The organism is Wolbachia endosymbiont (group B) of Ischnura elegans (assembly GCF_947251585.1).
GTDB lineage: Bacteria > Pseudomonadota > Alphaproteobacteria > Rickettsiales > Anaplasmataceae > Wolbachia.
Genome location: NZ_OX366371.1, coordinates 996,478 through 1,022,675, shown reverse-complemented (window position 1 = coordinate 1,022,675; position 26,198 = coordinate 996,478). Strand labels below are relative to the sequence as shown.

Below are 26,198 nucleotides of genomic sequence, written 5' to 3'. Positions count from 1 at the left end.
GTTTAAAGAAAAGGTGGGGTAAGTTATGGTAAAGCTGGGTAAAAAAGATAAGTCACTATTAGAGAACTCGTTTAAAAATATTTATGAAAGAGACGAAAAAGGAAGAACAGCTCTACATTATGCAGTAGAGGTAAAAACAGTGAGGTTATTAATCGAAAAAGGAGTAGATGTGAATGCAGCAGATGTAAGAGGACATACAGCACTGCATCTAGCGATAACGGAGAAACGTCTAGAAACAGTTAGAGAATTGATAAAATCAGGAGGGAATGTAAATGCTGAAGAGTATGGCAATAAATGCACTCCGCTGCATCTTGCATGTATGGTAGGAGAAAAAGAAATAGTGGAGGAGCTAGTAAAAGCAGGGGCTGAAATAGAGCAAGAAGATAAGTTCGGAATGGCTTTGTTGCATAGCACTGATAGGCATGTAAATCACAATGAACTTACGCAGCTAATTTAAATTTAGCCATACCAATATCAGTAAATTTGTTCAGTAAGTAGCACTTAATTAACAGCTCTTTTTCACGATTTACCTCTGATTTATTTTTCAAGCCAAACCCAAATATTTGCTTCAACCTATAGAAAAAGACTTCAATATAAGACCGTGCTCCATACTTAACTTTTTTCTTCCATTCATTAATACCATCTTCATAATTCTCATATGACCTAATTCTACTAATATACTTGTTTCTTTCTGATAAGTAGTCAGCTAAACAAATTTTAGTATCCTTCCTAGGGCGAATAATAGGCACAATATTGTATTTTCTGCATTCTTTATACACACTTTTTATATCATAAGCCGCATCTGCTCGAATAGAACAAATGTTATATTTATCACTGACTTCTTCTAACATATCGCAGACCGGCAAATAGTCTACAGCAACACCACTAGTGTAGTTCATGCTTATTGCTTTCTTATCATTTATGTTTAAAATAACATGTAATTTTCTTACTTGACCATAACCACTGTATTTTCTTTTTTGAATATTAAGCTTACTATGCCCACCGTTATTATTGTAGATACTAACTCTAGTGCTATCTACGGCAATTTCAACATTTTCCAGATCATCTTTATTGCTTCTATGGTCATCAATCTTCAAATTAAGCTTTTTAAATCTTCTGGAAGCTTGTGTATAGCTGATAATCTTAAGTTTTTTGCCTATTTGTACCATATAACCTTTTACAAAACCTACAGCTTGTCTCAAGCCAATTCTAAAAAGATGAACTATTATGTGTATTAAAATTACAACTTTATCACTATAAGTGTTATTGCCACCTGCAACTTTTGGACTATTTTCATACCAATTTTCTATGGCTTGATTAACAAAATGAAAAACATTTCCTCTTTTTTTTAGAAACTCATTATATTCTCTTTGGTTACTTACTCTCATTTTTTGTGGCATAAGTTATACTTGTTTGAAAAATGCCTATTTTACAACAAAATGCGTTAGTAACCATAAGCTTTTCTCCTTACAATAACCTCAACCAACACTAGCTATGCAACAAAGCCGTTCGGAATGACAGCAATGGATTATGCGAAAAATAGTAAAGAGATAACCGAGGTATTAAAGAAAGAAACAGACAGAATTGAAAAGCTATTTATGAAGGGCTAAAAATATGGAGAAAGAAATAGAAAAGAAAGTAATGAATTTAGAGAAAAAAACGTTAGAAGAGCTAAGGAGAGTTTGGAAGAAGGTATATGGAGAAGAAGCGCCTAGATACTCAAAGAAATATCTGATACCAAGATTATCTTATAGAATGCAGGAGGAAGCGTATGGAAAAATGTCAAGAAAGGGGACAAAAAGACTAGAGTATCTGGCAGATCGGCTAGAGAAAGGAAAAAGAATAAGTAGCGATAAACTACCAGTAGAAGGGACAGAATTAATACTAGAGAGAGGAGAAGAGACACATGCGGTAATGGTAACAGATAAGGGTTTAATCTACAGAGAAGAATTTTACACGTCATTATCAGCAGTAGCCGGAAAAATAATGGGAATGAGCTACAATGGGCCGCTTCTATTTGGAATGAGAGATAAGGAGAAAGAATGCTGAAAGAGGTAAGATGTGCGATATATACTAGGAAGTCAAATGAAGATGGTCTAGAACAAAAGTTTAATAGTCTTGATGCGCAGCGAGTAGCATGTGAGAAATATATAAAGAGCAAAGAAGGTTGGGTAGCATTGGCAAAAAGGTATGATGATGGCGGCTATTCAGGAAAAAACTTAGAAAGACCAGCGATAAAGGAATTGTTTGAAGATGTAAAAAAAGGAGAAGTAGATTGTGTAGTAGTATATACGCGTAACCGTTCACGGAATATTCCCAATTAGGCAGGAATAGCGACTAAATTCTGTAGTTTCTGGACAGGATTCTGATCATTCAAACGTGCAGTCAAAAATATCGAAAGCATTCTTTCAATGAACTTTTCTCCACGTTCTGACCAAGTGAAAAAACTATTTTTACGATAAATGACGTACCGTCTAGCCTGACGTTCTGCAAGGTTATTGGTTGTCTCGATCAGATCAGGATTGCGCACGAATCTCCACATCATATCTTCAGAACGTAGTATATTGGCAGCCATTCTCGAGGCCTGAGTTCCTTTTGCAACCCTTGTTATCTCTCGCAAAAAATGTTTCACCCTTTTTCGAATCTTCCTCATTAACCGGAAAAATCTTAAATTGTCTATCAGGTTTTGTTTACGTGCTCTATCTACCACAAATACCCTGTTGCTCAGCGATTTTAATGCTGCGCCAATTCTGCTCACTTCAACATTTTTACTGTAAAAAAACCTTTCAAAGTCCCTTGCTAAATGGGCCCAGCATATCTGTCTGTTTTCACGATTAAAGTAATTATACGCAGCATACCTATCGCTTATAACTATTCCATCATACTCTGGCAATAGCCCTTTTAATATCTTCTTTCCGCGAGATCCAACTAACTTCATAAGTGTTGCTGTTTTATTCGTTACTACCCAACTCCAACCTTTCTTTCCCTGGTTCCTATGGCTTGTTTCATCTATATGTAAATACTTGCTTTTCCGTAGCTCTTCTCTTATTTTTTCGTATTCAGATATACATTTTTCTGATACTCTACCCTCGGTCTTTGATACCAAACCTAGGCTTATATTCAGATTAAATATGCTGCTCAAAATTTGCTGTACTTCCCTTTTTGAATTGATAAAAAATCCACTAAAACTGCTAATTACTGCTTTTGCATTAGCTCCTAAAAGATCCCTTGTCACACCTTCAGGCAGACTAGCTGAGATCCTTTTCTTACACGCCTTACAGTAGCCTTTTTGTAGCCTATATTCAGTCACTATCGGTTTAATTTTTGGCAATTCAACCTTTTGATGCACAGTTTCTTCTTCTAAAATAACTTGGCTTCCACACATGCAAATTGTATCAATTGAACATTTTACCACCTCATCTGCTACCATCAATTCCCGCTTGTGCGCTTCATGTCCTGGCTGCCCGCCTGGTTTTTTATCGCTCTTCTTTTTTGTCTTTTTGCGATATACATCTTGCGATGGTGGCAGCGATGAATTTTTTGAATTTAAACCCAGCTTATCCTCTAGCTCAATTATTTTTGTCCTTAACTTATCATTCTCTGCTTTCAGAGTACCAACTTCTGACTCCAATACCACAATCTTTTCTTGTAGCACCTCTATCATCAACCCCTCATCTATCTAGTTTATTGTTTTTTATACTAATTATGCAATTTTTGTAAACTACTTTCTTATACCGTGAATGGACAAAGTTGATAAGCCTAAACGCCATCATGTCTTTAGGAGAGTCTGCTAATGAAGGCTCTTAAGTTGACGCCATTGCGTGAACGGTTACCACGTAGCTTTGATATAGAAGTTTGGGTAACGTTATGATAGTAATTTATATAATTCTATGTGCAATCTTTATAGCTGTTTTAGACAGTTCATTAGACTCTTAATTAAGGGGTATGTCTAACTTAGGAAAGATTTTCATAAATGTTGAAAAGTAAAATGAATAAGTTGTAGTATTTATGTTTTTTCCCTGAGTTGTAAAATTTCAGAATGAGAGAGACCGGTAATTTGAGCGATAACATCTATAGAGACACCGGCCTTGAGTGAGTTTTTTGCAACTTCAATTTTACCTTTTTCATGGCCGATTTGGATGCCTTCTTGTCTACCTTGTTCTTGACCAACTTTAAGACCTTCATCAAATTTTTGAGCTAAAGCAGCTACCTCATCCATTATGCGTTTTTTCATTTGTTCATATGCTAGTAACTCTTCTTCTGACCAATTAAACTTATTCATTTCTTCATAAGCTCGTTTTATTATTACGTCACTACCAACTATCTTATCTAGATCCTCTTCCCTTGTTTCTCCTGCATAGCGAAAAAAGTAACACCATTTTTCTACTATATTTTCTAGTTGATCTTCTTTTGTCTTTGTAAATTTTGGCAGTTCTATGAATACGAAGTAAAAATCCTTTAAGTCATGTTCCAAGCTATTTTGATCTAAAATGACGTGATTAGATTTGTACTCAGCCTTATCTGGAAAAATAATACAATCAGCAACAGCAATAAAGATAATTTCTTTAAGGTTATGATAATCATCACCTTGATTTGAGTAGGCTTTGGCAGCATAATATTGAGCACGTTTTTCGAAGCCCTTGGTCTTAGTGAACTGCATCTCTATAATGTATCTTGAACCTTGAGAGTCTTTACAAAGAACATCGACAATACTCTGCTTTTAGCGGCAATTTCAGGGTCCAAAATGGTAGCTAGGAATTCAACATCGTGAATAGCAGCTAAACCAGTAAAACCTAAAATATCGTTCAAGAAATGAATGAGAATATCTTTATTCTTCTCGGTGCCAAATATTCTTTTAAAGGCATAATCATTGCGTGCATCAAGAAATTTAGAAAAAGCCATGATAAATTAACCTAGAAAGCATTAATAATTATACACAATTGTGAAGAAATATTCAACTAAAATGCAAACATTTTGTATATCTTTATTTGGTAGTATTAACCTGTATAATATCTATGACAAATATCTCGATAAGGTACAAAATAGCACAAAAAGTAAGGAGCTGGAGGTTAAAAAGAAAATATACCCTGAAAAACTTAGCAGGCAAAGCAAACATAAACTATCATACACTGCTAAGATATGAACAAGGAACATGTGGCATTCCAATTGAAAAGTTAAAATATTAGCAGGGGCATTATCAATTCCTGTTGGAAATCTCTTTCCTGGGCGAAAAGTACTAAAAGAAAGTAGTTGTTTCGAGAAAGCTAAGACCGAGGAAATGTATAATTTCATAGAAAAATACAAAAAAATAGAAGGACGAAAAGCAATTTATGCATTAACCAAATCTGTCCGAGCTGAAGAAGAAAGTAATATAAAAGCAGCAAGAATAAGAATTGCAAGGAATCTAGTTAAGGCAGGGTTTGATAATGACATTATCTATCGAGCAACAGGCTTATCAATTGAAGAATATGCTGATAAAGAGAGATACGAGCCAAACAGAGGACAAGAGATAAAAAAGTGGAGAATAATCAGAGGATATACACAAGAAGAGTTAGCAAAAAAGCTTAATGTAGGGCCCTCGCAAATACATCATTATGAGCAAGGTAGCGTTACTCTTTTAAGTGAAAGGTTGTGGGAGATAGCAAGAGAATTATTAGTGGATGCTGAAGATCTGATAAAGGAGTACAAAGAAAATGATTGCGAAGGAGAAAGTGAATTATTAAGTTTGGCAAGAGAATATAGAAAAATTGACAATCAAGAATCACGAGATGAGCTAAATATATGGGTAGAATTTCTATTGCAAAGAAAGCAAATTTACAAAGAAAAGATTTACAAAACAGAGGAAATGAAAGTTGCAAATAATTTACTTCAGTTAGGTTTTTCTACTGATGTTATTTCTAAAATAGTAACAACTTCTTTTACATAAAGAATTAATTTTCAATTAGATAAATAAGCATATATTAATATCTTTACCTATTCGTGAAAAAATAAGTAAAAAAGATTGAAAAATTGATTTGACTTCACTCGAAAGCTATGGCTCTATGCCAATGCTGATAAAAAACAGCAGTAAATAATTAAAAACAATTTGTTATTAACGAGGAGTATATTTTATGAATAATAGTGAAAAACTTACAGAAGAAATTGAGAGAGTACTACAAAGCGGAGGAGGAAGTGCTTTATTTGATCGTGAAATAGTGGCAGTGCTTCTAGGAGCAGTTCATGACAGGAAGCAAGCACAAGATGTTACTAAAACTCTAATGGATAACTGCCCAGGAATAGGAGAAATTTTGGGACGAGAAATCGATGACCTGAAAATGATAGACGGAATGACTGAACATGCAGCCGCAGCGATTGAATGTGTTAAAGAAGCTTACAAGAGGGCACTAAGAGAAGGGTTAAAAAGAGGCCCAGTAATGGATAGCCAAGAAAAGCTGATAGAGTATGTAAGGGTAAACATAGGCTTTTCAGCAAAAGAAGCTGTCCTGATAATATACTTGGATAAACAGAACCGTCTGATAAGAGATGAAGTGTATTTTGGTACAATAGATGAAGTACACCTATCTGAAAGGAAAGTGGTAAAAAAGGCGTTATCAATGGAAGCAGCGTCAATAATATTAGCTCATAACCATCCGGGAGGGAGTTTAGAACCATCAGAAGATGATAAAGTAATGACTAGAGAATTAGTGTCAGCATGTCAAGGAGTGGGAATTGAGCTAGAGGATCACATTATTATGACAGACAAAGGATATTGCAGTTTTAAGGAAAGAGAGCTGTTATAAACCAAATTTCAATTGCTTGAGAAGTTTGGCTACACAATGAAATATAAAATCAAGTAGCAAAAAAACTTAGTCAAGAATCTGTATTGGAGAATTACAAAATATAAAAGATCTTTGTATAGTTTGTATATTAAGTTGTAGTTAAAGAATAAAAGTCCTGATAAAGCCATTCTTTTAGTATAAATAGTTGCAGAATATACAAGATCTTTTTATAATTTGCGTATTAAGTTAATCATAAAGCAATAAATTGCTCTGTAGACTTGAATAACATGATTAATAGGAGGCTATATGACTACTAAAAAAACAGTATCATTTGATGATACAGATGGAAATACTTATGAGTTAATCATTGATTCTAAAAAGTTACCAAAAGGACTATATAGTGCTATTAGGCGTACTAGCAAAAAAAATCAGCAGCTTATACTTGTAGACGAGACTGATCCGAAAATATTTGATGATAAAAGTAGGTTTGAGAAGCCTGAAGGTGTGCCTTCCCCTAGCGATGTTTCTGAAAAATCAATCAATCTTGGAGAAGGACGTGAGATTTATAACACAAAATCTTCAAATCGTCAAAATCCGTTTATTCCAGCCTTAAGTAAGATAGAGCCAAGTGCAAGTGAAAATGCAGAATTGAGATGGTTTAAAAGTAGAGTAGTAAAGGCAAAAAGCGTAGACGAACTGAACAAAACTATAGATCAAGCACTAAGTACTGGAATAAGGATAAATGCGTATAGTGAAGGACAGAAGAGTTTTGCTGATACAGTAATATCGAAAGTATCTTCGATCAAATGCAAAGAAAATGAGAAGGAAGACATAATATGTGAATTGATGCTAAATGGAGCAATATTCAGTTACGATCTATTGCAGGATAAGGGAATAAGTGAAATGTATAACAAACTGTATCAAGAGATTCGTCCACAGATAGATGAATGGCTTAAAGAACTGAGAGAAATCGGTGCAAGTGCTATTGAAAATGAAGGAATCATAGAAGATGTGGAAATAGACAATCAGACATTTTTTATGAAATTTTCTGAAAATAGCAAGGTAAATATTGCAAGAGTATTGGAAGGTACAAAAAATTTAGGATTAACCACAGGAGAGGTAAAATTAGGAGGTGATGTTATAGAAATAGGAAATAGCAAGGTTGAGGTTAGAAGTGAAAAAGAAGGTGAGAGGAATTACGTTGATGTGTCTGACAATAGTGCTTTTGAGATAACATTTCCTACAAGTATTGGTAGCCTAAAAATTGTAGTATACCATAATGCGGAAAATGACAGTCAAGTAGAGGTCAGAGTAGCAGATAAAGAAATGTGGTCTGAACTACAAAAGAGAGGGGAAAATATAGGAAAAGAGTGTTTTTTTGGAGGAATGACGGTCACAGAAGCGGTAGAAAAAGGAAGTTTTCCTAGGAGTGGTAAGTGGAGTAAAGAAAAGGTAAAAGAAGAAATAAAGGCGATTAGTAATAATGAAGCATTATCATGGGTTGATAGGGTGTGTGGAGGTAGTAAAGAAACCTCTCGAAAGCTTTAAACAATCGGAAACTTTTCCTCAATAAAGTTAAGCTATAGCAAAAAATTTTCTAGCAGGGTATATATGTTTATTTCCGCAAAAATAGTGAACAATAATACAAAGAACATTAGCCCTGCAAGATACAAAATAGCACAAAAAATAAGAAGCTGGAGGCTAAAACAAAAGTATACCCTAAAAGATCTAGTAGAGAAAACAGGCATAAAATATCATACATTACTAAGATATGAGCAAGGAGCATGTGGCATTCCAACTAAAAAATTAAAAGTAATAGCGGAAGCATTATCAGTTCATGTTGGCAGCTTATTTCCTAGACAAAAAGTACTGAGAGAAAATTGTTCTTTTAACAAAGAATGGATGATAGCAAAAATAAAGGGACAAGAGTCATGCAAGTTGATTCGCGATTTAACTGGGTTTATTCAAGCTGAAGAGGAAAATAATGTAAAAGCTGCAAGGGTAAGCATGGCCAAGAACTTAGCGAAAGTGGGGTTTGATAATGATATTATCTATCGAGCAACAGGCTTATCAACTGAAGAATATGATAATAAGGAGAAAAAAGGCTCTGAGCATTCAAACGAAGGACAAGAGATAAAAAAATGGAGAATAATAAGAGGGTATACTCAAGAGGATTTAGCAAGAGAGCTAGACATAGGACCTTCACAGATACATCACTATGAACAAGGGAGTGCTACCATTTTAAGTGAAAGATTATGGGAAATAGCAGAAAAGTTATCAGTGAATGCTGAAGATCTGATGAAGAAGTATGAAGAAGATAGTTATAAAGCAGAAAATGAGCTATTAAGTTGGGTGAGAGAGTCTAAAAAGATTGACAATCAAGAATCACGAGATGAACTAGGCATATGGGTAGAATTTTTATCGCAAAGAAAGCAAGTTTACAAAGAAAAGATTTACAAAGCAGAGGCAATAAAAGTTGCGAATAATCTACGTATGCTGGATGTTTCTATTGATGCTATTTCTAAAATAACAGATTTATCTATTGAGGAGCTTGAAAATTATGCTTTCAAAACTTAATCTGGGTTAAAAACAGCAGTAGTTTACTGATTCATAAATAATATATTAACATATAAGTGAAAGTAGTTATATATTTAATATCACGACTTCTACTCTAAAAACTTGTTTAGCTCTACAGAATTTGACGTATCAAGATAAAACATCACAGAATTTTTCGTAACCGTTCACGGAATATTCCCAATTAGGCAGGAATAGCGACTAAATTCTGTAGTTTCTGGACAGGATTCTGATCATTCAAACGTGCAGTCAAAAATATCGAAAGCATTCTTTCAATGAACTTTTCTCCACGTTCTGACCAAGTGAAAAAACTATTTTTACGATAAATGACGTACCGTCTAGCCTGACGTTCTGCAAGGTTATTGGTTGTCTCGATCAGATCAGGATTGCGCACGAATCTCCACATCATATCTTCAGAACGTAGTATATTGGCAGCCATTCTCGAGGCCTGAGTTCCTTTTGCAACCCTTGTTATCTCTCGCAAAAAATGTTTCACCCTTTTTCGAATCTTCCTCATTAACCGGAAAAATCTTAAATTGTCTATCAGGTTTTGTTTACGTGCTCTATCTACCACAAATACCCTGTTGCTCAGCGATTTTAATGCTGCGCCAATTCTGCTCACTTCAACATTTTTACTGTAAAAAAACCTTTCAAAGTCCCTTGCTAAATGGGCCCAGCATATCTGTCTGTTTTCACGATTAAAGTAATTATACGCAGCATACCTATCGCTTATAACTATTCCATCATACTCTGGCAATAGCCCTTTTAATATCTTCTTTCCGCGAGATCCAACTAACTTCATAAGTGTTGCTGTTTTATTCGTTACTACCCAACTCCAACCTTTCTTTCCCTGGTTCCTATGGCTTGTTTCATCTATATGTAAATACTTGCTTTTCCGTAGCTCTTCTCTTATTTTTTCGTATTCAGATATACATTTTTCTGATACTCTACCCTCGGTCTTTGATACCAAACCTAGGCTTATATTCAGATTAAATATGCTGCTCAAAATTTGCTGTACTTCCCTTTTTGAATTGATAAAAAATCCACTAAAACTGCTAATTACTGCTTTTGCATTAGCTCCTAAAAGATCCCTTGTCACACCTTCAGGCAGACTAGCTGAGATCCTTTTCTTACACGCCTTACAGTAGCCTTTTTGTAGCCTATATTCAGTCACTATCGGTTTAATTTTTGGCAATTCAACCTTTTGATGCACAGTTTCTTCTTCTAAAATAACTTGGCTTCCACACATGCAAATTGTATCAATTGAACATTTTACCACCTCATCTGCTACCATCAATTCCCGCTTGTGCGCTTCATGTCCTGGCTGCCCGCCTGGTTTTTTATCGCTCTTCTTTTTTGTCTTTTTGCGATATACATCTTGCGATGGTGGCAGCGATGAATTTTTTGAATTTAAACCCAGCTTATCCTCTAGCTCAATTATTTTTGTCCTTAACTTATCATTCTCTGCTTTCAGAGTACCAACTTCTGACTCCAATACCACAATCTTTTCTTGTAGCACCTCTATCATCAACCCCTCATCTATCTAGTTTATTGTTTTTTATACTAATTATGCAATTTTTGTAAACTACTTTCTTATACCGTGAATGGACAAAGTTGATAAGCCTAAACGCCATCATGTCTTTAGGAGAGTCTGCTAATGAAGGCTCTTAAGTTGACGCCATTGCGTGAACGGTTACTTTGAATAGTTGCATGGGACATATGTATGCACCCGTTTACAATCTTAAATTAATTAAACTATCGAGGTTATTTATTATGATTACATCTTATCAAAATTTCATTGGCATTGATATCGGAAAATTTAAAAATGTTGCTGCAGCTTATAACCAAAGGAGCGCTATCAAGTTTGACAATGATGCTACTGGTTGGCAACAGTTGTTTCAAAAATTTTCAGATATCCTACCTAATTCTCTAGTAACTTTAGAAAACACTGGAAAATATGAGCTTGGCTTAGCACATTTTCTTGTTGATAAGAATGTTGCTGTACATCGAGCTAATACTCGTAAAGTAAAAAGTTTTATCATATCACATGGAACTTTAGCAAAGACAGATCAATCAGATGCAAGAGCCCTTGCTCAATATGGTTTTGAACGCTATAGTGCTCTATCTCTATTTGTGCCTATGTCAAAAGAACAAACCGCCTTAGTTGCACTCTGTCAACGTCGTGATGACATTACACAAATGAGAACTCAAGAGAAATGTAGGCTTGCAGCACCTGAAAACGACTATATAAAGGAAAGTTGCCAAAAAACAATAGACTTTTTTACCAGTCAGATAAATGAGTTCAACGATGCCATACAAAGAATTATTGATAAAAATCCAGAGTTACAAAAGCGTCAAAAGATCTTGAGAACAGTGCCAGGAATAGGTCTCAAGTTATCACAAGTTTTTGTGTGTCTAATGCCAGAACTTGGCCACCTAAACAAAAAAGAAGTTGCAAGTCTTGCTGGAGTTGCTCCACATCCAAAAGAAAGCGGTAAAACTATTGGTTACCGAAGGATAACAGGTGGTAGGAGCAATGTTCGTGCAAAGCTTTTCACAGCTGCTATGGCTGCTGCAAGATCTAAATCTGCACTTGGTGCTTTTTATTCTGATCTTATTGGTAGAGGTAAAAAGAAGATGGTAGCTATAACAGCTCTAATGCGAAAAATCATAGTAATTGCCAATGCAAGACTTAAAGAAGCAATTAATATGAAATAAAAAATCTGTATAGAAAATAGGTTAACGAATATGTGCGTCTACACACATTTAAAGCACATATTCGTTAACCATAAAATCTAAGCAGTGCTTGCTGTTTGATATAAATTTCTTTCTGTATAAACTAGGGTTTTTGTTGCCAAAATACATTTTTCAATTGAATAAAAATACAAAATTATCAACAAATGAGACTAAATTCAAAAAATTTTAAAAAACATAGTTGATGGCAAGAAGGAGCAGCACTTCGAAATGATATGAGGTCAGGATTTACGTTCTGTGGCATAACATTTGAGGAATATAGAGGGCAAGCAACTGATCCTGAAGAAAATGTGAGGAGGTTTATAGAAAGAGAAAGTGGAAACTGTTTTCCACTAGGAACAGCGAATACATTTACGACATATTTCGCACCAGCAGACTTTAATGAAACAGTAAATACACTAGGACAGCCACTATATGCAAAACAAGAGCCAAGAAGATTTGATAGAGGGACCGATTTGCATACGCAGTCGAATCCATTGCCAATGTGCCATCGTCCGGGAGTTTTGGTAAAAATTAGTTCTAGTTGATGAATATAGGAAAATTATTGGAAGATTGTTTTGAGCATTTAGGAGTGGAAGCCACATATTGTAATAAAAACAAGGAGGGCATTCGTAGAATAAAAGTGCTAATTAAACGTCCTGAGACTACGTACTCTCTAGGTGCAGATGGAGCATTAACTCAGCAAATTGCTTCTATAGAAATACGTGATCAGGACGTTACTTCCTTTAGCATAGGTGATTATATCAAGATTGAAAAAAGGTTCTACAAGATTTTTGAACCACCGTTAAAAGATTCTTCGAGTGAAATATGGAAAATTGAGGCAATAGAAAGTGTTTGATATTAAAATTAGTAACAATATTGACGAAAAAGAGCAGAAAGTAAAACTGGCAGCTATAAAAGCACTAAATAGAACAGCACTATGGTTAAAAGCGCAAGCAGCTAAGGAAATCAGTGAGGAAAAGAAGATAAAATTAAGTTTGATAAGAAAGAGATTAAGAATTTTTAAAGCAAAGACAAGCAGGTTGAACGTATTAATTAGAGCGAATCTGTATGACGTCAGAACTTCATTAATTGGTAAAGTGAGACAAACAAGAAGAGGTACGAAAGTAGGAAAACATGAGTTTATTGGAGCGTTTACTGCAACAATGCCAAGAGATTATAAAGGAGCTTTTAAACGCGAGGGAAAAACAGCATTGCCAATAAAGGAAGTTAAATTGCCACTCGAACCTGAAGCATCAAAAGTAATGAGAGATCTTGTTAATTATGAGATTGAGAAAGTGTGTACAAAATTTTTGAACGTGAATTGAGCTATAAAGGATGAATTTGAAAGATTTACATGATAAAATTTGTACCACGCTGAAGAAAGAAATTTCTGCGATACAAACATGCGAAGTATATCCAGCAATAAGGAAAGAATTAGTAGCACCGGCAGTATTTATAGAATTATCAAGTCTAGAGCAAGGAAAAGATCCAGGAACAGAAGAATTAGCTCTGAAAGCAAGATTTGAAGCTAGAATAGTAGTTGATAGCACAATCGAAAATGCTCCTCTTATTGTCAGAACATTAGCTGCCGAGGTGGCAAAAGTTGTAAACAAAAATACATGGAATATAAAAAATGTTTCACCAGGAGAATTTATCTCTGCAGAAATTGACGGATTTAGACCCGAATTAGATGCATATTTGGTGTGGATGGTTGATTGGAGTCATCAGCTTCATTTAGGTAAATCGATATGGACAGAAAATAAGATTAAGCCACATACGATTATAATAGAAGAAAATGTTAGAGAGTAATTTTGCTATTTCAGAGCTGCAAAGAAAGTTAGCAAACATTGTACGAATAGGAGTTGTAAAAGAAGTAGATTATGAGAAAGCAAAAGTAAGAGTGAAGATAGGAGAACTTTTAACAGATTTTCTTCCATGGATAACTTCTAGAGCAGGAGAGGAAAGAAGCTGGCTACCACCAAGCATAAATGAACAGGTAGTAATATTGTCACCATTGGGAGAGTTATCATTAGGAGTAGTACTAGCTGGAATATATCAGCAAAATTATTCTGCTCCAGAGAATAGTGAAATGATTAACAGTTTAGTATTTCAAGATGGAACAAAGTTATTGTATGACAAAGAGAGCAAGAATCTTGAAATTTCTGTAGTGGATAAATTAAATTTCAAAGTAGGAAAATCAGAGATAGAAATGACAAAAAGTGGAATAAAACTGAAAGCAGAAAGGATCGACTTAAATTGAACAAAGGAATAGTGAGGTTAGGAGACTACTGTGGAGAAGCTATACCACATTTCTGCATTAGCGGAAGTAATAATGTTTTTGTAAACGGTAAGTCAATATGTAGACAAGGAGACAGTTTTAGTGAAGGAAGAGCATTAACTGAAGGATCAAAAACAGTGTTTGCAAATGGTCTTAGTGTAGGAAGAGTAGGAGATATAGTTTCATGTGGGTTTAAAGTAATAAAAGGCAGTGAAAGCGTTTTTGCAAAATAGAAATGAAGGGTATGGATGCTAAAACAGGAAAAACGTTAGAAGGAATAGAGCACTTAAAGCAGTCGATAATTGATATACTGACCACTCCTATTAACAGTAGAATAATGAGGAGAGATTATGGCTCAAGATTATTTGAATTAGTGGATAAGCCAGTTAATCGTGATTTAACACTAGAAATTTACGCAGCAACTGCAGAAGCTTTGGAAAAATGGGAAAAGAGATTTAAGTTAGAAAAAGTAAAAGTTGAAGGAGTAAAAGAAGGGAGAGTAACATTGAATTTAGAAGGTGTCTATCTTTCAGAAGGCAAGTTCATAAATATTAGTGGAGTAGTTGTTTAGAAATGCAAACATCTAATATTATTGAAAAACTAAGATATGAGGAAATATTTTCGAGAATGAAGGAAGAGTTAGTAAAGCGAGATGCAAGTTTTACAGGATTGGTAGAAAGTGATCCAGCAATGAAGGTATTAGAAGTAGCAGCATGGCGAGAACTTTTGCTTAGAGAAAGAATAAATGAAGCTGTAAAAAGTAATTTACTAAAATTTGCAACGGGAGAAGATCTTGGTAATTTAGCTGAATTTTATGGAGTAGAGAGAGAAAAAGAAGAAGAGGACGAACGATTTAGAAAAAGAATAAAAGCAAAAATAAAAGGCTGGAGTACAGGAGGAAGTAAAGAGTATTATCGTTATCAGGCACTGTCAGCAGATAGTAGAGTAAAAGATGCATTAGTAGAATCACCTATACCAGGGAAAGTACAAATTTCAATCTTATCAACACAATTATCCACAACTGGCATAGTGTCAGAAGAACTACTAGAAATTGTAAAAAAGCAGGTTACTAGAGATGATATAAGGGTTTTAACAGATACGATAACAGTAATTGGTTGCAATATTACGGAAATAGATATTCACAGCAGAATGAGCATGAGTCCTGTAATATCAGAGGAAGAAATCAAGAAGCAGTTTATTAAGAAGTTTGAATTAGTAAAAAGATTAGGGTGGAGTGTAACAAGATCATGGATAATAGCGAATCTATTTGTAGATGGTGTAGAAAATGTGGAATTGATCGAGCCAAGAGAGGATGTTGTGGTTCTGGGAAATGAATCTGCAAATTTGAAAAATTTAAAGATTGAGTTGAATTAATGTTATTGCCACCAAATGCAACAAAACAGGAAAAAGCGCTAGTAGATGCGATAGATTATAAGGTTGATCCAAGCTGTATTAGAGGATTTAAATTTAGATTGGAAGAAGAAACATTGCCGTGGATAATAGAAGAATATGGTTTAGAAGAAATACTACGCTGGGTAAAAGATAGAAGAAAAGCAGTAGTAGAAGGAGTAAAATTTCAAAGACTGCGAGGAACACCTAAATCACTTAAAATAGCACTCAAGTGGGCAAATATAGAAGACATTACAATCATCGAAGAACCACCCGGTAAACACTTTTTTGAGTTGCAAGTAGGGATAAAAGAGGTACCAAATGACTTCTTCGTAGATGCAGTAGTAGAGCTGGCAAAACTATCACTGCCTGTAAGATCGAGGTTGATGAGGATTTTTAACGATTATTATAATGTGCAGAGATTTATATTGGATGAGAGTTTATTTGGAGATCTTCTTTCTGATTATTCAGGGGTAAAAATAGAAAAAGATGGACCAGTGTTATCATTTGGAAGAGTAAATTTTTCAGGTCTAGTGGTCCAGTTATTAGGATTATAGAAAACTATCTACGCGATCATTATGAACGAGCTTTAAGCAATGATATATATCGCCTAGATGTAGCAATCCTTGGAGAAACAGAGCCTCACACAAAGAATTATAACGGTATTTATGAAAGAAATCATTTGTGGTACAACTTAAAAGCACTATATCCATTACCACAGAGTTTATTACCATCGATTAAATTTGCAAAAGCGCAGATAGTATTATCAGATCAACTATGTTTTTTAAAATTTTTTGAATTTAGTTTCATTACAACTTTTGTTTGTAATTTTGTTTTTTATTCGAGTAAAAAGTGCATTTTTGACAATAAAAACCCTAACTTAATCATAGAAAAATTTTGTATCAAACAACAGTTACTGCTTAGATCTTATGGTTAACGAATATGTGCTTTAAATGTGTGTAGACGCACATATTCGTTAACCTATTTTCTATGCAGATTTTTTTAATTCACATTGACTGCTTCTTTAAGCCTCGCATTGGCAATTACTATGATTTTACGCATTAGAGCTGTCATAGCCACCATCTTCTTTTTACCTTTACCAACAAGCCTTGAATAGAAGGCACCAAGCGCAGACTTAGACCTTGAAGCAGACATCGCAGCTGTAAAAAGCTTTTCACGAACGTTGCTTCTGCCACCACTTATTCTGCGATAACCAATAGTTTTACCACTTTCTTTCGGATGAGGTGCAACTCCAGCAAGACTTGCAATTTCTCCCCTACTTACATAACCAAGTTCTGGCATTAGACACAGAAAATCTTGAGATAATTTTGCACCTATTCCTGGAACTGTTTTAAGGATTTTTTGGCGCTTTTGTAACTCTGGATTCTCATCAATAATTTTTTGTATGGTATTGTTGAGCTCATCTATCTGGCTATTAAAGAATTCAATAGTTTTCTGACAGCTTTCTTTTATATGGTCGTTTTCAGGTGCTGCAAGCCTAGATTTCTCTTGAGCTCTCATTTTTGTAATGTCATCACGACGTTGACAAAGTGCAACTAAGGTTGTTTGTTCTTTTGACATAGGTGCAAATAGAGATAGAGTACTATAGCGTTCAAACCCATACTGAGCAAGGGCTCTTGCATCTGATTGATCAGACTTTGCTAAAGTTCCATGAGATAGAACAAAGCTTTTTACTTTGCGAGTATTAGCTCGATGTACAGCAATATCTTTATCAACAAGAAAATGTGCTAAGCCAAGCTCATATTTTCCAGTGTTTTCCAGAGTTACTAAAGAATTAGGTAAGATATTTGAAAAATCTTGAAACAATTGTTGCCAGCCAGCAGTATCATTGTCGAATTCGACAGCGTTCTTCTGTTTGTGAACTGCAACAACATTTTTAAATTTTCCGATATCAATGCCAATAAAATTTTGATAAGATGTAATCATAATAACCTCGATTAGTTTTAATTAATTTAAGATTGTAAACGGGTGCATACATATGTCCCATGCAACTATTCAAACGTATCGAGAGATGGGCTAGTGTACCTTGATCCGAACGGTTATAATACCAACAGTTGGTCGGTCGCACACGCCCGTGATAACTCTATTCCTATAGTGAGTAGGGTTATCTTCCCTCTTATCTCCTTTATATCATATTTTTAACTTACAACAGTTGGAATTTAGGAGAAATAAACGCATGTTTTCCAGTTGGTAGTGTAGAGGAAAGAGGAAATAAATTTGTATTGGGAAGCGATACACTTTCAGGGCAACGTTGGAATTTAAAACACAAACCAATTTTAGAAAGATTCAGTATTATCCATCGTTACAAAGTAGAAAATTATACAGATCAGAAGGTCAGAAAATATGTTTTAGCAGAACACAACGTTTACTATAAAAATGACTCAGATTCAGAGCAAAAAGACTCAATACACGAATTAGAAAATTACATTTTAGTGTTTTACCCAGGAGTACTTAGGTGGCACGAACATCGACATTTGCACAGAAGTTGGAAAAGTAGTCAAGTAATATCTCTAATAAGCTAAGCATTTATATTTAGATCCTCATATATTATATTAATAATAGGTAAAAGTGTATGAAATAAAAAGAAAAAGACTTGCTTTCTTATGCTAAAATAGACATGACTTGAATAGCAGCAGGTAAATATAAGAAATTTATCTGACGCTAGAAAAGCTAATTTTGTGAGGTATGAAATGGTGCGCCAAGAAGTGCTTGGAGAACAGTTGGTGAAAATCCAACATAAACAAAGTCTAGCCAACAGTTTAGAACAGACCACTATGTTGCATGAGGTAACGAGTGTAATAGAGCTAGTGGAATGGACAATGCAGGGTACAACGAAAGTGAAGGGATTGAGTCCCGAAATACCTGAAGACATAGAGGTCGACATTTTCATTTCGGTGGAAGACAGCATGAGGGATAATGCAAAGGCGAGTTATCACTCACTCTATCGGGATCTGAGACCGTGCCATGTATTGAAATGGACTTCAAGTGAACTTGGGAGATCCTATGCATTCCTATAAAGGTACGCTGGAACAAGTCAACAAAGGCAAGAACTAGCGGAAGATGCAGAGGAAGTCGGACTGATTGATAGTACTCGGAGTGTGGGAAAGCCACGTACAAGGGGAAGCGATCAGCAATATAGTAACTGGTATAGGGATTGCTATGCCAATACAACGGAGGTTGGAATAACATGCAAGATAAACTAAACCAGATAGCAGTAAGAGCAAAGCAAGATAAGCGACTGAAATTCACATCGCTAATACATCTAATAAATGTAGGAAACCTTGCAGAGTGTTATAAAGAGCTAAAGCGTAACAAGGCTTGTGGAATAGACTGGGTAACAGTGGAAGCTTACGGAGAAAATCTAAAAGAGCGACTGGAAGGACTAGTGGATAGTATGAAGGGAAAGCAATATCAACCACAACCGGTGAGGAGGGTGTATATACCAAAAGCCGGAAGTAAAGAGAAACGCGGACTCGGAATACCATCAACTGAGGATAAGTTGGTACAGATTATGCTGAAGAAGATATTAGAAAATATTTACGAGGCAAACTTTCTGGACAGCTCATATGGATTTCGACCTGGAAGAAACTGTCATCAAACGGTAAATGCACTAGATAAAGCAGTTAGGTACAAACCAATAAACTACATTGTAGAAGTGGATATCAAGAAGTTCTACGATAATATACAGCATAAATGGCTAATGAGATGTCTAAGGGAACGAATAACTGACCCAAATTTACTGTGGTTAATAAAGCGTTTTCTTAAGGCAGGGATAGTTGAAGCTGGATATTATGAAGCAACAAAACAAGGTACACCCCAAGGTGGTATAGTAAGTCCTGTATTAGCAAATATATACTTACATTATGTGTTGGATTTATGGCTTGAAAAGAAATTTAAACCAAGATCCAGAGGATATATACAACTAATAAGGTTTTGCGACGATTTTGTGGTTTGTTGCGAAAGTAAGGTAGACGCGGAAGAATTTCTGGAATTACTGAAACAAAGGTTAAATAAATTCGGGTTGGAAGTATCTGAAAACAAGACCAGAGTAGTAAAGTTTGGCAAGAGGGAGTGGCAACAAGCGATAAGAGAGAAACGAAGGACGGAAAGTTTCAATTTTCTGGGGTTTACGCACTATGGTGCAAAAAGTCGTCTTGGTAGATTAATGATGGGACATAAAACCTCAAAGTTAAATCTAGCCAGAAAACTAAAAGAAATCAAAGAGTGGTTGGAAAAAGTCCGCGGAAGTATTCGACTTAAAGATTGGTGGCAAGTACTGAAGGCTAAATTAACAGGACACTATAACTACTTTGGTATTAGCGGAAATTATTGGTGTTTAAAACAATTTTATACATCAGTAAGAAAGCTAGCATTTAAATGGATAAATCGGCGTAGTCAGAAAAAGAGTATGACCTGGGAACAGTTTGTACACTACGTAGAAGTAAATCCATTACCAAAGCCAAAAATACATTTTTCTTTATATGCATAAGAGGGACGACTGTGAAAACTAATATTGATGAGCCGTGTGCGGGAAATCTGCAAGCACGGTTCTTTAGGGGGAGTTGTAGTAATAAAACTCAAACGAGAGGAGTAAAGCTACAGCTTCTACCAAACAGTTTTAGCAAGAGTAAGTTTTTTAAAGAAGTATCAAGTAACGATATTAATAAAAGAAATGAAGAAGGAGAGACGATATTGCACCAAGCAGTAGAAATCTCCGATTACACAACAGTGAGGTTATTAATAAAAAAAGGGGCAGAGGTTAATGCAAGAGATAAAAATGGTTATACACCTCTGCACTGTGCAGTATTCGCAAAAAGTTTAGAAAATGTAAAAGTGCTGCTAAGAGAAGGAGCAGAAGTAAATGCCACTCAATATGTCACTGGATGTACGCCACTCCACTCTGCGTGCAAAGGAGCAGGAGTTGAAATAATAAAAGAGCTGGTAAAGGCTGGAGCTGAAGTTAATCAACTGAATAAGTACGGCGCAACGCCAATGTATTACATCTGGGAAAGTGAAAAGTATCGTCTATGTGATAGCAAAGAGAGTGAAAAGGCGAGTAAATTTTTGAGAGAAAAAGGAGGAATAACAAAAAGTAGAGAACTGACGTGCTATGGAATAGAGGGGCTAGTGGGAGAAATAGCAGACATGTTGAATGGGAGTTATTTGCCGGAGCTAAAAATAATAGAGATAGGAGAAATAAGGAAGAGAGACAAATCGCTAATAAAGAAAGAATGTCAAAATTTAGCAAGCAAGATAATCAGCCAAGTGAATGCAATGATAGATGAGGTGGTAAAAAGGAAGGCTTAGGTTTAAAGAAAAGGTGGGGTAAGTTATGGTAAAGCTGGGTAAAAAAGATAAGTCACTATTAGAGAACTCGTTTAAAAATATTTATGAAAGAGACGAAAAAGGAAGAACAGCTCTACATTATGCAGTAGAGGTAAAAACAGTGAGGTTATTAATCGAAAAAGGAGTAGATGTGAATGCAGCAGATGTAAGAGGACATACAGCACTGCATCTAGCGATAACGGAGAAACGTCTAGAAACAGTTAGAGAATTGATAAAATCAGGAGGGAATGTAAATGCTGAAGAGTATGGCAATAAATGCACTCCGCTGCATCTTGCATGTATGGTAGGAGAAAAAGAAATAGTGGAGGAGCTAGTAAAAGCAGGGGCTGAAATAGAGCAAGCAGATAAATTTGGAATAACAGCGATGGATTATGCGAAAAATAGCAAAGAAATAGCCGAGGTATTAAAGAAAGAAACAGAGAAAATGGAAAGTTTGTTAAAAAAATAAGAGTCGTATCAGAAAGCGCAACAGCAGTTGGTAAAGGAAGGGCTAGACCAAATTTGAAGGCTGTAGCTGATAAAAGTTGGTCTTTTTCATAAGAGTAAATGGATTGATGGAAAAAAGGAGTGGTAAGGCTCCTTGCACTACAAAAACATTTGCAGGAGAAACTATGAGAAAAAGAACATTAACTTGCCGATACGAGCCAGATGAATTAGCGGAACAACATCTAGCAGACGCCTATGAGCTGTTACTAAGGTATGCGGTAAAAAGAAACAATGAAAAGGAGATAAAGAAAAATGATAACAGTGGCCTTATATGCAAGAGTTTCATCGAAGAGTCAAGCGCAGAACAATACAATAGAGAGTCAAATTGCCGAGCTCAAGCATAGAATTGCTGCAGATAAGCATGAGTTATTGAATGAGTATGAATTTAAGGATGATGGGCTTAGTGGGTGGAGTTTAGAACGTGAAGGTTTAGATGCATTACGTGATAAAGTAGGAGAAGATCAAATTGATAAAATTTATATTCATTCACCTGACCGACTATCAAGAAAATCTGCACATCAAATGATATTACTTGATGAATTTGAAAAAGCAGGAGTAGAAGTAATATTCTTAAATCATAAGACTGAAAATAATCCAGAGTCTAAATTGTTATTGGGAATGCAAGGATTAGTGGCAGAATATGAGTGTACAAAGATTATGGAACGTAGTCGTAGGGGAAAACTCCATAGAGCAAAAAAAGGCTGTGTAAGTGTAATTGGCATTGCACCTTTTGGTTATAATCGTATAAAGCATGTAGATAGAGAAAAGACAAAGTTTGAAATAAATGAAGAGGAAGCAAAAATAGTAAAGCAGATATTCATGTGGGTAGGGCAAGAGAGAATAAGTATAAGGGAAGTGATACGTAGACTAAGAGATAAGTCAATTAGAACAAGAACTGGAAAGAAGGTGTGGTGTCCAATAATAATTTGGAAGGTGTTAAGAAATCCAGCATATAAAGGACAAGCAGCGTTTGGTAAATTAAAGAGGGTTGAAAAAAGAGAAAGAAATAAACAAAAGATTTCTATCTGTCGCACAGATGAGGACAGCTGGATTTATATACCAGTACCAAAAATAGTTGATGAAGGGTTATTTAATAAAGTACAAAAGCAACTGGATGAAAATAGAAAAAGAGCAAGGATGCAGAGAGAGGGAGGAAAAAAGAAATACCTATTACAAGGTCTAGTTGTGTGTCAAAACTGTGGATATGCGTATAGTGGTGCACAATGTGGAGTTGAGGGAAAAAAGTTTAGCTATTATCGCTGTAGTAGTACTATACGTATTACTGATGGTAGGGAGAAGTGTACTAATAAATTGGTCCGTACAGATATGTTAGAAACAGCTATATGGGAAAAGGTGAAAAATTTACTAAAAAACCCAGAGATAATAAAAAATGAGTATCACCGTAGAATTGCAGAAAATAAAAATGATGAATCATCAGATAAGAAGTTTGCAAGAAGGGAAAATCAAATAAAACAAGGCATCGAAAAGTTAATGGAAGACTATTATAGTCAAGAAAATGTAGGAGATAAAGGATATATAAGTGAGGAAGAATTTAAACAGACGATGAAAAGAATGAGGGAACGCTTAAGAGGGATAGAAGAAGAGAAGAAAAAGGTAGTTGATCAAAAAGCAATAGAGAAGGGAATGAACCTTATCATCAACAGTATAAAGAGTCTTTATACTAGTATAAAATCGAACTTGGAACAGCTAGATTGGCAAACTAAGCGTGGTATCATTAAAGCATTAGTAGAACGAATTCAGATTAGTCATGACCAGGTAGAGGTGGCATTTAGAATCGAAGAACCAGCCCAGGATGGAGAGATTTTTAATTTGCAACATTGTACTGGACGTCATAAGACTGAAGGTATTTTATTATCTCCAATCTGTGCAGATTAAACGACAAAAGTATTATACAGTTGGCGTCTTATTTTTAATTTTTTGCACTATGTGCACCTTATGTCTTCACAATATTTCTAGGTTTTTACCTACATAAGCTGAAACGAGCTTATAAAACGTTTAAGACAGTATAGAACGCCAATTTTTAGGATTAGAGAGTAACAACTAGCTAACGTGAGAGATCTTTTGCCTGGTTGGAAAAATGTAGGCGACTTTGGAAAAATTGCGAGCGTAAACTTAATACTAGCCTACAAATTTGCTTTTACTTCTTTCCTCCTCAAAAGATTATGAACAGGTTCTAAGAGATAAGAAATATAAACCAAAAAGCCATTGGATGACAAAGTTAATGCTTTTTTAGTTTTAATGGTTTATATTTTATTTCTATAACAGTAAAGGAATATTAAAATGGGAGATGTTTTTTCGATGTCAATGGAATCTTCTAAAGACAATAAAGATAGAAATGAACAATTTCTCATGCAAGTAGCTGCTTGGTTGGTTGATAACACTAGCTTAACTTTTGATCAAATAGCACAATGTTGCAAGTTATCCCTTGAAAAAGTACAAGACATAGCTGATGAGGAAATAGAAGTTGAAAAGTATGACCCTATTATTTCTGAAATAATTACTGAAAAAGAAATCGATAATTGCAAAAAAAATCCAAATCGTGTACCAAATTTGATTATAAAAAATATAAAAAAAAGGGCAAAGACGATTAGCTTTCTTGCCTTTGCTTCCACAGCAAGGCGTAGAGATAAACCTAATGCGATTTATTATTTGGTAAAAAAATTTCCTATCTTGAACAATAATGTGATAGCTAAGCTAGTTAGTACAACAAATTACACAGTTGAGCAGGTAAGAGATGGATCTCATCATAACATACTCAATATCAAACCTCAAGATCCTGTACTACTTGGTTTATGTAGCCAGGAAAATTTAGAAGCGGAAGTAGAAAAAGCGAAAGTAGAAGAAGAGAAGAAACAAAGATTAAAAAATATAAATAATAGCTATTGATGATTCTCAAATTCTTGTACTTTGTTAATATTAAATTGACTTGACTTGTTAGTTTTTATCAGTATAATGTAAGTAAAGTATCTAGTTTAATAATAATTAAGTCTAAATACGCACTAAAAACTAGCTCAGCCTAATTTATTGTTTTATATTCACATTTTAGGTTAGTAAGCATCAATTAAAATTTTTGGAGGATTATGACAACAATCAATGAAGATGTCTTAGCAAAAGGAGAGGTTGTAGGTCAACCTGAAAAAAGCGAACAAATTCATAATGCTGACGCAGTAAAACAAATGACCAGTGAAGGTGCTGAAAAAAACAAGAAAACGTTGGACCTGAGCGAGTTGAAAGAGAAAACAGCAGAAGAATTGTTAGAGCTAGCTGAAGAAAGAAAAATTTCAACTAGTGGTAAAGGCAATGGCAGGATGCTAAAACAGGAAATGATATTCAGTTTAATGAAGAAAATGAGTGAAGAAGGAGGCATAACCACAGGAAGTGGAGTAGTGGAAATATTGCCTGATGGTTTTGGTTTCTTACGTTCATCAAGTGCAAATTATGCTCCAAGTACCGATGATGTTTATATTTCCAATGGCCAAATAAAGAAGTTTAATTTACGTACAGGAGATATGGCATGTGGAGAAATAAGGCCACCTGGTGATAAGGAAAGATATTTTACTTTAACTAAGGTTCAAAGTATAAACTCTACTGAAATCAGTGAATTAAGAAAGTACGTCCATTTTGATAATTTGCTTCCGCTTTATCCTGAAAAAAGCCTCATCCTTGAAAACAACAGTAGCGGAGATAATAAAAAAGATATAAACATGCGTGCTGTAGATATAGTTACACCTCTTGGAAAAGGACAAAGAGCATTGATAGTTGCTCCACCTCGTACAGGAAAAACGATATTGCTTCAGCAAATGGCTCACTCTATAGCTACAAATCATCCTGAAATAGAACTAATAGTATTACTTATAGATGAAAGACCCGAAGAGGTGACAGATATGATACGCTCTGTAAAGGGTGAAGTGGTAAGCTCTACATTTGATGAACCTGCCTACCGTCATGTCCAACTTGCTGAAATAGTAATAGAAAAAGCTAAAAGAATGGTTGAACACAAAAAAGATGTAGTGATTTTGCTTGATTCTATAACTCGCCTTGCACGTGCTTATAATGCAGTCATTCCTTCGTCTGGAAAGGTTCTAACCGGTGGTGTAGATTCAAATGCGCTGCAAAGACCAAAACGCTTTTTTGGAGCAGCTCGTAATATTGAAAATGGTGGTTCTTTGACAATCATCGCTACAGCCCTTATAGAAACTGGTTCAAAAATGGATGATGTTATTTTTGAAGAGTTTAAAGGCACAGGTAATGCTGAAATTATACTAGATAGAAAACTTGCTGATAAACGTATATTCCCTGCTATTGATATTACAAAATCCGGAACAAGGAAGGAAGAGCTATTAGTTGATAAGGCCATACTAAATAAAATATGGGTATTGCGTAGGATACTTAACCCTATGGGATCTGTTGAAGCAATGGAGTTTTTACGTGACAAATTACTTTTAACAAAGAGCAATGCTGACTTTTTTAACTCCATGAATCACTAAAAGTAAGCCAATTCTGATGGAGCAAAAAAGCAAAGCTCTCTTATAGCTAAAATAATTTGGATTTATCAAAATATATTAAGCTGGCAATCTACCTTAAGTTGC

26 protein-coding genes and 7 pseudogenes are annotated in these 26,198 nt (G+C 35.1%); 28 read left to right on the top strand and 5 right to left on the bottom strand.

Annotated elements, in window-relative coordinates:
* The first annotated feature begins 25 nt into the window (after positions 1 to 25).
* Positions 26 to 457: an ankyrin repeat domain-containing protein gene (locus OPR58_RS05245; protein ID WP_265023113.1), complete on the top strand. Its 432-nt coding sequence runs from the start codon at positions 26 to 28 to the stop codon at positions 455 to 457.
* On the opposite strand, the gene OPR58_RS05240 is transcribed toward OPR58_RS05245, so the two are convergent.
* Complete coding sequence (locus tag OPR58_RS05240; RefSeq protein ID WP_265022394.1) at positions 441 to 1,400, bottom strand: IS5 family transposase; 960 nt, start codon at positions 1,398 to 1,400, stop codon at positions 441 to 443. The two genes, OPR58_RS05245 and OPR58_RS05240, sit on opposite strands and share 17 nt — an antisense overlap.
* A 108-nt stretch (positions 1,401 to 1,508) precedes the next feature.
* On the opposite strand from OPR58_RS05240, the pseudogene OPR58_RS11285 reads away from it, so the two are divergent.
* The 3 genes and pseudogenes from OPR58_RS11285 to OPR58_RS05230 form a co-directional block, all read left to right on the top strand.
* Positions 1,509 to 1,610 (top strand): annotated as a pseudogene (locus OPR58_RS11285) (ankyrin repeat domain-containing protein); the annotation flags it as partial.
* Between the two features lie 4 nt (positions 1,611 to 1,614).
* On the top strand, positions 1,615 to 2,049 hold the full coding sequence (locus OPR58_RS05235; protein WP_265022482.1) for a DUF2924 domain-containing protein: 435 nt from the start codon (positions 1,615 to 1,617) through the stop codon (positions 2,047 to 2,049).
* Positions 2,043 to 2,303: pseudogene (locus OPR58_RS05230) on the top strand (recombinase family protein); the annotation flags it as partial. The gene OPR58_RS05235 and the pseudogene OPR58_RS05230, both read left to right, overlap by 7 nt.
* A 17-nt stretch (positions 2,304 to 2,320) precedes the next feature.
* Here OPR58_RS05230 and tnpC (OPR58_RS05225) read toward each other — a convergent pair.
* Positions 2,321 to 3,664 (bottom strand): IS66 family transposase, encoded by a 1,344-nt coding sequence (gene tnpC, locus OPR58_RS05225; RefSeq protein ID WP_265022247.1) that lies wholly within the window; start codon positions 3,662 to 3,664, stop codon positions 2,321 to 2,323.
* A gap of 342 nt (positions 3,665 to 4,006) precedes the next feature.
* Positions 4,007 to 4,902 (bottom strand): annotated as a pseudogene (locus tag OPR58_RS05220) (Rpn family recombination-promoting nuclease/putative transposase).
* Between the two features lie 113 nt (positions 4,903 to 5,015).
* Between OPR58_RS05220 and OPR58_RS05215 the strand changes: the two are divergent.
* The 5 genes from OPR58_RS05215 (at position 5,016) to wmk (OPR58_RS05195) (ending at position 9,335) form a co-directional block, all read left to right on the top strand.
* The gene (locus tag OPR58_RS05215; RefSeq protein WP_265022930.1) at positions 5,016 to 5,186 is read left to right on the top strand and encodes a hypothetical protein; all 171 of its coding nucleotides are present in this window, start codon (positions 5,016 to 5,018) and stop codon (positions 5,184 to 5,186) included.
* The gene (gene wmk, locus OPR58_RS05210; RefSeq protein ID WP_458694762.1) at positions 5,180 to 5,926 is read left to right on the top strand and encodes a WO male-killing family protein Wmk; all 747 of its coding nucleotides are present in this window, start codon (positions 5,180 to 5,182) and stop codon (positions 5,924 to 5,926) included. The genes OPR58_RS05215 and wmk (OPR58_RS05210) overlap by 7 nt, the downstream gene beginning before the upstream one ends.
* A 184-nt stretch (positions 5,927 to 6,110) precedes the next feature.
* Positions 6,111 to 6,779 carry a JAB domain-containing protein gene (locus tag OPR58_RS05205; protein ID WP_265022932.1) on the top strand — a complete coding sequence of 223 codons (669 nt, stop codon included), beginning with the start codon at positions 6,111 to 6,113 and terminating at the stop codon, positions 6,777 to 6,779.
* Between the two features lie 285 nt (positions 6,780 to 7,064).
* Positions 7,065 to 8,306: a hypothetical protein gene (locus tag OPR58_RS05200; protein WP_265022933.1), complete on the top strand. Its 1,242-nt coding sequence runs from the start codon at positions 7,065 to 7,067 to the stop codon at positions 8,304 to 8,306.
* A 63-nt stretch (positions 8,307 to 8,369) separates the two neighbouring features.
* Positions 8,370 to 9,335 carry a WO male-killing family protein Wmk gene (wmk, locus tag OPR58_RS05195; RefSeq protein ID WP_265022934.1) on the top strand — a complete coding sequence of 322 codons (966 nt, stop codon included), beginning with the start codon at positions 8,370 to 8,372 and terminating at the stop codon, positions 9,333 to 9,335.
* 181 nt (positions 9,336 to 9,516) lie between these two features.
* Here the strand turns inward: wmk (OPR58_RS05195) and tnpC (OPR58_RS05190) are convergent, their stop codons facing one another.
* A complete protein-coding gene (gene tnpC, locus OPR58_RS05190; protein WP_265022247.1) occupies positions 9,517 to 10,860 on the bottom strand; it encodes an IS66 family transposase in 1,344 nt (447 codons plus the stop codon).
* Positions 10,861 to 11,105: 245 nt separating this feature from the next.
* On the opposite strand from tnpC (OPR58_RS05190), the gene OPR58_RS05185 reads away from it, so the two are divergent.
* The 10 genes and pseudogenes from OPR58_RS05185 to OPR58_RS05140 all read left to right on the top strand — a co-directional run.
* Positions 11,106 to 12,050, top strand: a complete 945-nt coding sequence (locus OPR58_RS05185) for an IS110 family RNA-guided transposase (protein WP_265022222.1) — start codon at positions 11,106 to 11,108, stop codon at positions 12,048 to 12,050.
* A 221-nt stretch (positions 12,051 to 12,271) separates the two neighbouring features.
* A pseudogene (locus OPR58_RS05180) lies at positions 12,272 to 12,613 on the top strand (major capsid protein); the annotation flags it as partial.
* Positions 12,613 to 12,924, top strand: coding sequence for a head-tail joining protein (locus OPR58_RS05175; protein ID WP_264686591.1), 312 nt, complete (start codon positions 12,613 to 12,615; stop codon positions 12,922 to 12,924). The pseudogene OPR58_RS05180 and the gene OPR58_RS05175, both read left to right, overlap by 1 nt.
* Entirely contained in the window at positions 12,917 to 13,393 is a 477-nt protein-coding gene (locus tag OPR58_RS05170; protein ID WP_265022963.1) for a phage tail protein, read from the top strand. Before OPR58_RS05175 ends, OPR58_RS05170 begins: the two co-directional genes overlap by 8 nt.
* 10 nt (positions 13,394 to 13,403) lie before the next feature.
* Positions 13,404 to 13,877, top strand: coding sequence for a hypothetical protein (locus tag OPR58_RS05165; protein ID WP_253308731.1), 474 nt, complete (start codon positions 13,404 to 13,406; stop codon positions 13,875 to 13,877).
* Complete coding sequence (locus OPR58_RS05160) at positions 13,864 to 14,328, top strand: phage baseplate assembly protein V (RefSeq protein ID WP_047759504.1); 465 nt, start codon at positions 13,864 to 13,866, stop codon at positions 14,326 to 14,328. Before OPR58_RS05165 ends, OPR58_RS05160 begins: the two co-directional genes overlap by 14 nt.
* Positions 14,325 to 14,579, top strand: a complete 255-nt coding sequence (locus OPR58_RS05155; protein WP_047759655.1) for a PAAR domain-containing protein — start codon at positions 14,325 to 14,327, stop codon at positions 14,577 to 14,579. Before OPR58_RS05160 ends, OPR58_RS05155 begins: the two co-directional genes overlap by 4 nt.
* A gap of 2 nt (positions 14,580 to 14,581) precedes the next feature.
* On the top strand, positions 14,582 to 14,917 hold the full coding sequence (locus tag OPR58_RS05150; protein WP_265022510.1) for a GPW/gp25 family protein: 336 nt from the start codon (positions 14,582 to 14,584) through the stop codon (positions 14,915 to 14,917).
* A gap of 2 nt (positions 14,918 to 14,919) precedes the next feature.
* The gene (locus tag OPR58_RS05145; RefSeq protein ID WP_265022509.1) at positions 14,920 to 15,720 is read left to right on the top strand and encodes a baseplate assembly protein; all 801 of its coding nucleotides are present in this window, start codon (positions 14,920 to 14,922) and stop codon (positions 15,718 to 15,720) included.
* Positions 15,720 to 16,507: pseudogene (locus OPR58_RS05140) on the top strand (phage tail protein); the annotation flags it as partial. The gene OPR58_RS05145 and the pseudogene OPR58_RS05140, both read left to right, overlap by 1 nt.
* 230 nt (positions 16,508 to 16,737) lie before the next feature.
* On the opposite strand, the gene OPR58_RS05135 reads toward OPR58_RS05140, so the two are convergent.
* Positions 16,738 to 17,682, bottom strand: coding sequence for an IS110 family RNA-guided transposase (locus OPR58_RS05135; RefSeq protein ID WP_264336326.1), 945 nt, complete (start codon positions 17,680 to 17,682; stop codon positions 16,738 to 16,740).
* Between the two features lie 221 nt (positions 17,683 to 17,903).
* On the opposite strand from OPR58_RS05135, the pseudogene OPR58_RS05130 reads away from it, so the two are divergent.
* The 9 genes and pseudogenes from OPR58_RS05130 to rho all read left to right on the top strand — a co-directional run.
* Positions 17,904 to 18,278: pseudogene (locus OPR58_RS05130) on the top strand (phage tail protein); the annotation flags it as partial.
* Between the two features lie 665 nt (positions 18,279 to 18,943).
* Positions 18,944 to 20,245, top strand: coding sequence for a group II intron reverse transcriptase/maturase (ltrA, locus tag OPR58_RS05125; protein WP_265022346.1), 1,302 nt, complete (start codon positions 18,944 to 18,946; stop codon positions 20,243 to 20,245).
* Between the two features lie 170 nt (positions 20,246 to 20,415).
* Positions 20,416 to 21,063 carry an ankyrin repeat domain-containing protein gene (locus tag OPR58_RS05120; protein WP_265023158.1) on the top strand — a complete coding sequence of 216 codons (648 nt, stop codon included), beginning with the start codon at positions 20,416 to 20,418 and terminating at the stop codon, positions 21,061 to 21,063.
* A 25-nt stretch (positions 21,064 to 21,088) separates the two neighbouring features.
* On the top strand, positions 21,089 to 21,550 hold the full coding sequence (locus tag OPR58_RS05115; RefSeq protein ID WP_236514967.1) for an ankyrin repeat domain-containing protein: 462 nt from the start codon (positions 21,089 to 21,091) through the stop codon (positions 21,548 to 21,550).
* Between the two features lie 106 nt (positions 21,551 to 21,656).
* Positions 21,657 to 21,932, top strand: coding sequence for a hypothetical protein (locus tag OPR58_RS05110; protein WP_017532679.1), 276 nt, complete (start codon positions 21,657 to 21,659; stop codon positions 21,930 to 21,932).
* Positions 21,841 to 23,484 carry a recombinase family protein gene (locus tag OPR58_RS05105; protein ID WP_265023112.1) on the top strand — a complete coding sequence of 548 codons (1,644 nt, stop codon included), beginning with the start codon at positions 21,841 to 21,843 and terminating at the stop codon, positions 23,482 to 23,484. Before OPR58_RS05110 ends, OPR58_RS05105 begins: the two co-directional genes overlap by 92 nt.
* A 176-nt stretch (positions 23,485 to 23,660) precedes the next feature.
* A pseudogene (locus tag OPR58_RS05100) lies at positions 23,661 to 23,775 on the top strand (IS5/IS1182 family transposase); the annotation flags it as partial.
* Between the two features lie 114 nt (positions 23,776 to 23,889).
* Positions 23,890 to 24,495, top strand: coding sequence for a cell cycle transcriptional regulator TrcR (locus OPR58_RS05095; RefSeq protein WP_010402270.1), 606 nt, complete (start codon positions 23,890 to 23,892; stop codon positions 24,493 to 24,495).
* Between the two features lie 194 nt (positions 24,496 to 24,689).
* Complete coding sequence (gene rho, locus OPR58_RS05090; protein WP_010402274.1) at positions 24,690 to 26,096, top strand: transcription termination factor Rho; 1,407 nt, start codon at positions 24,690 to 24,692, stop codon at positions 26,094 to 26,096.
* The last annotated feature ends 102 nt before the right edge of the window (positions 26,097 to 26,198 follow it).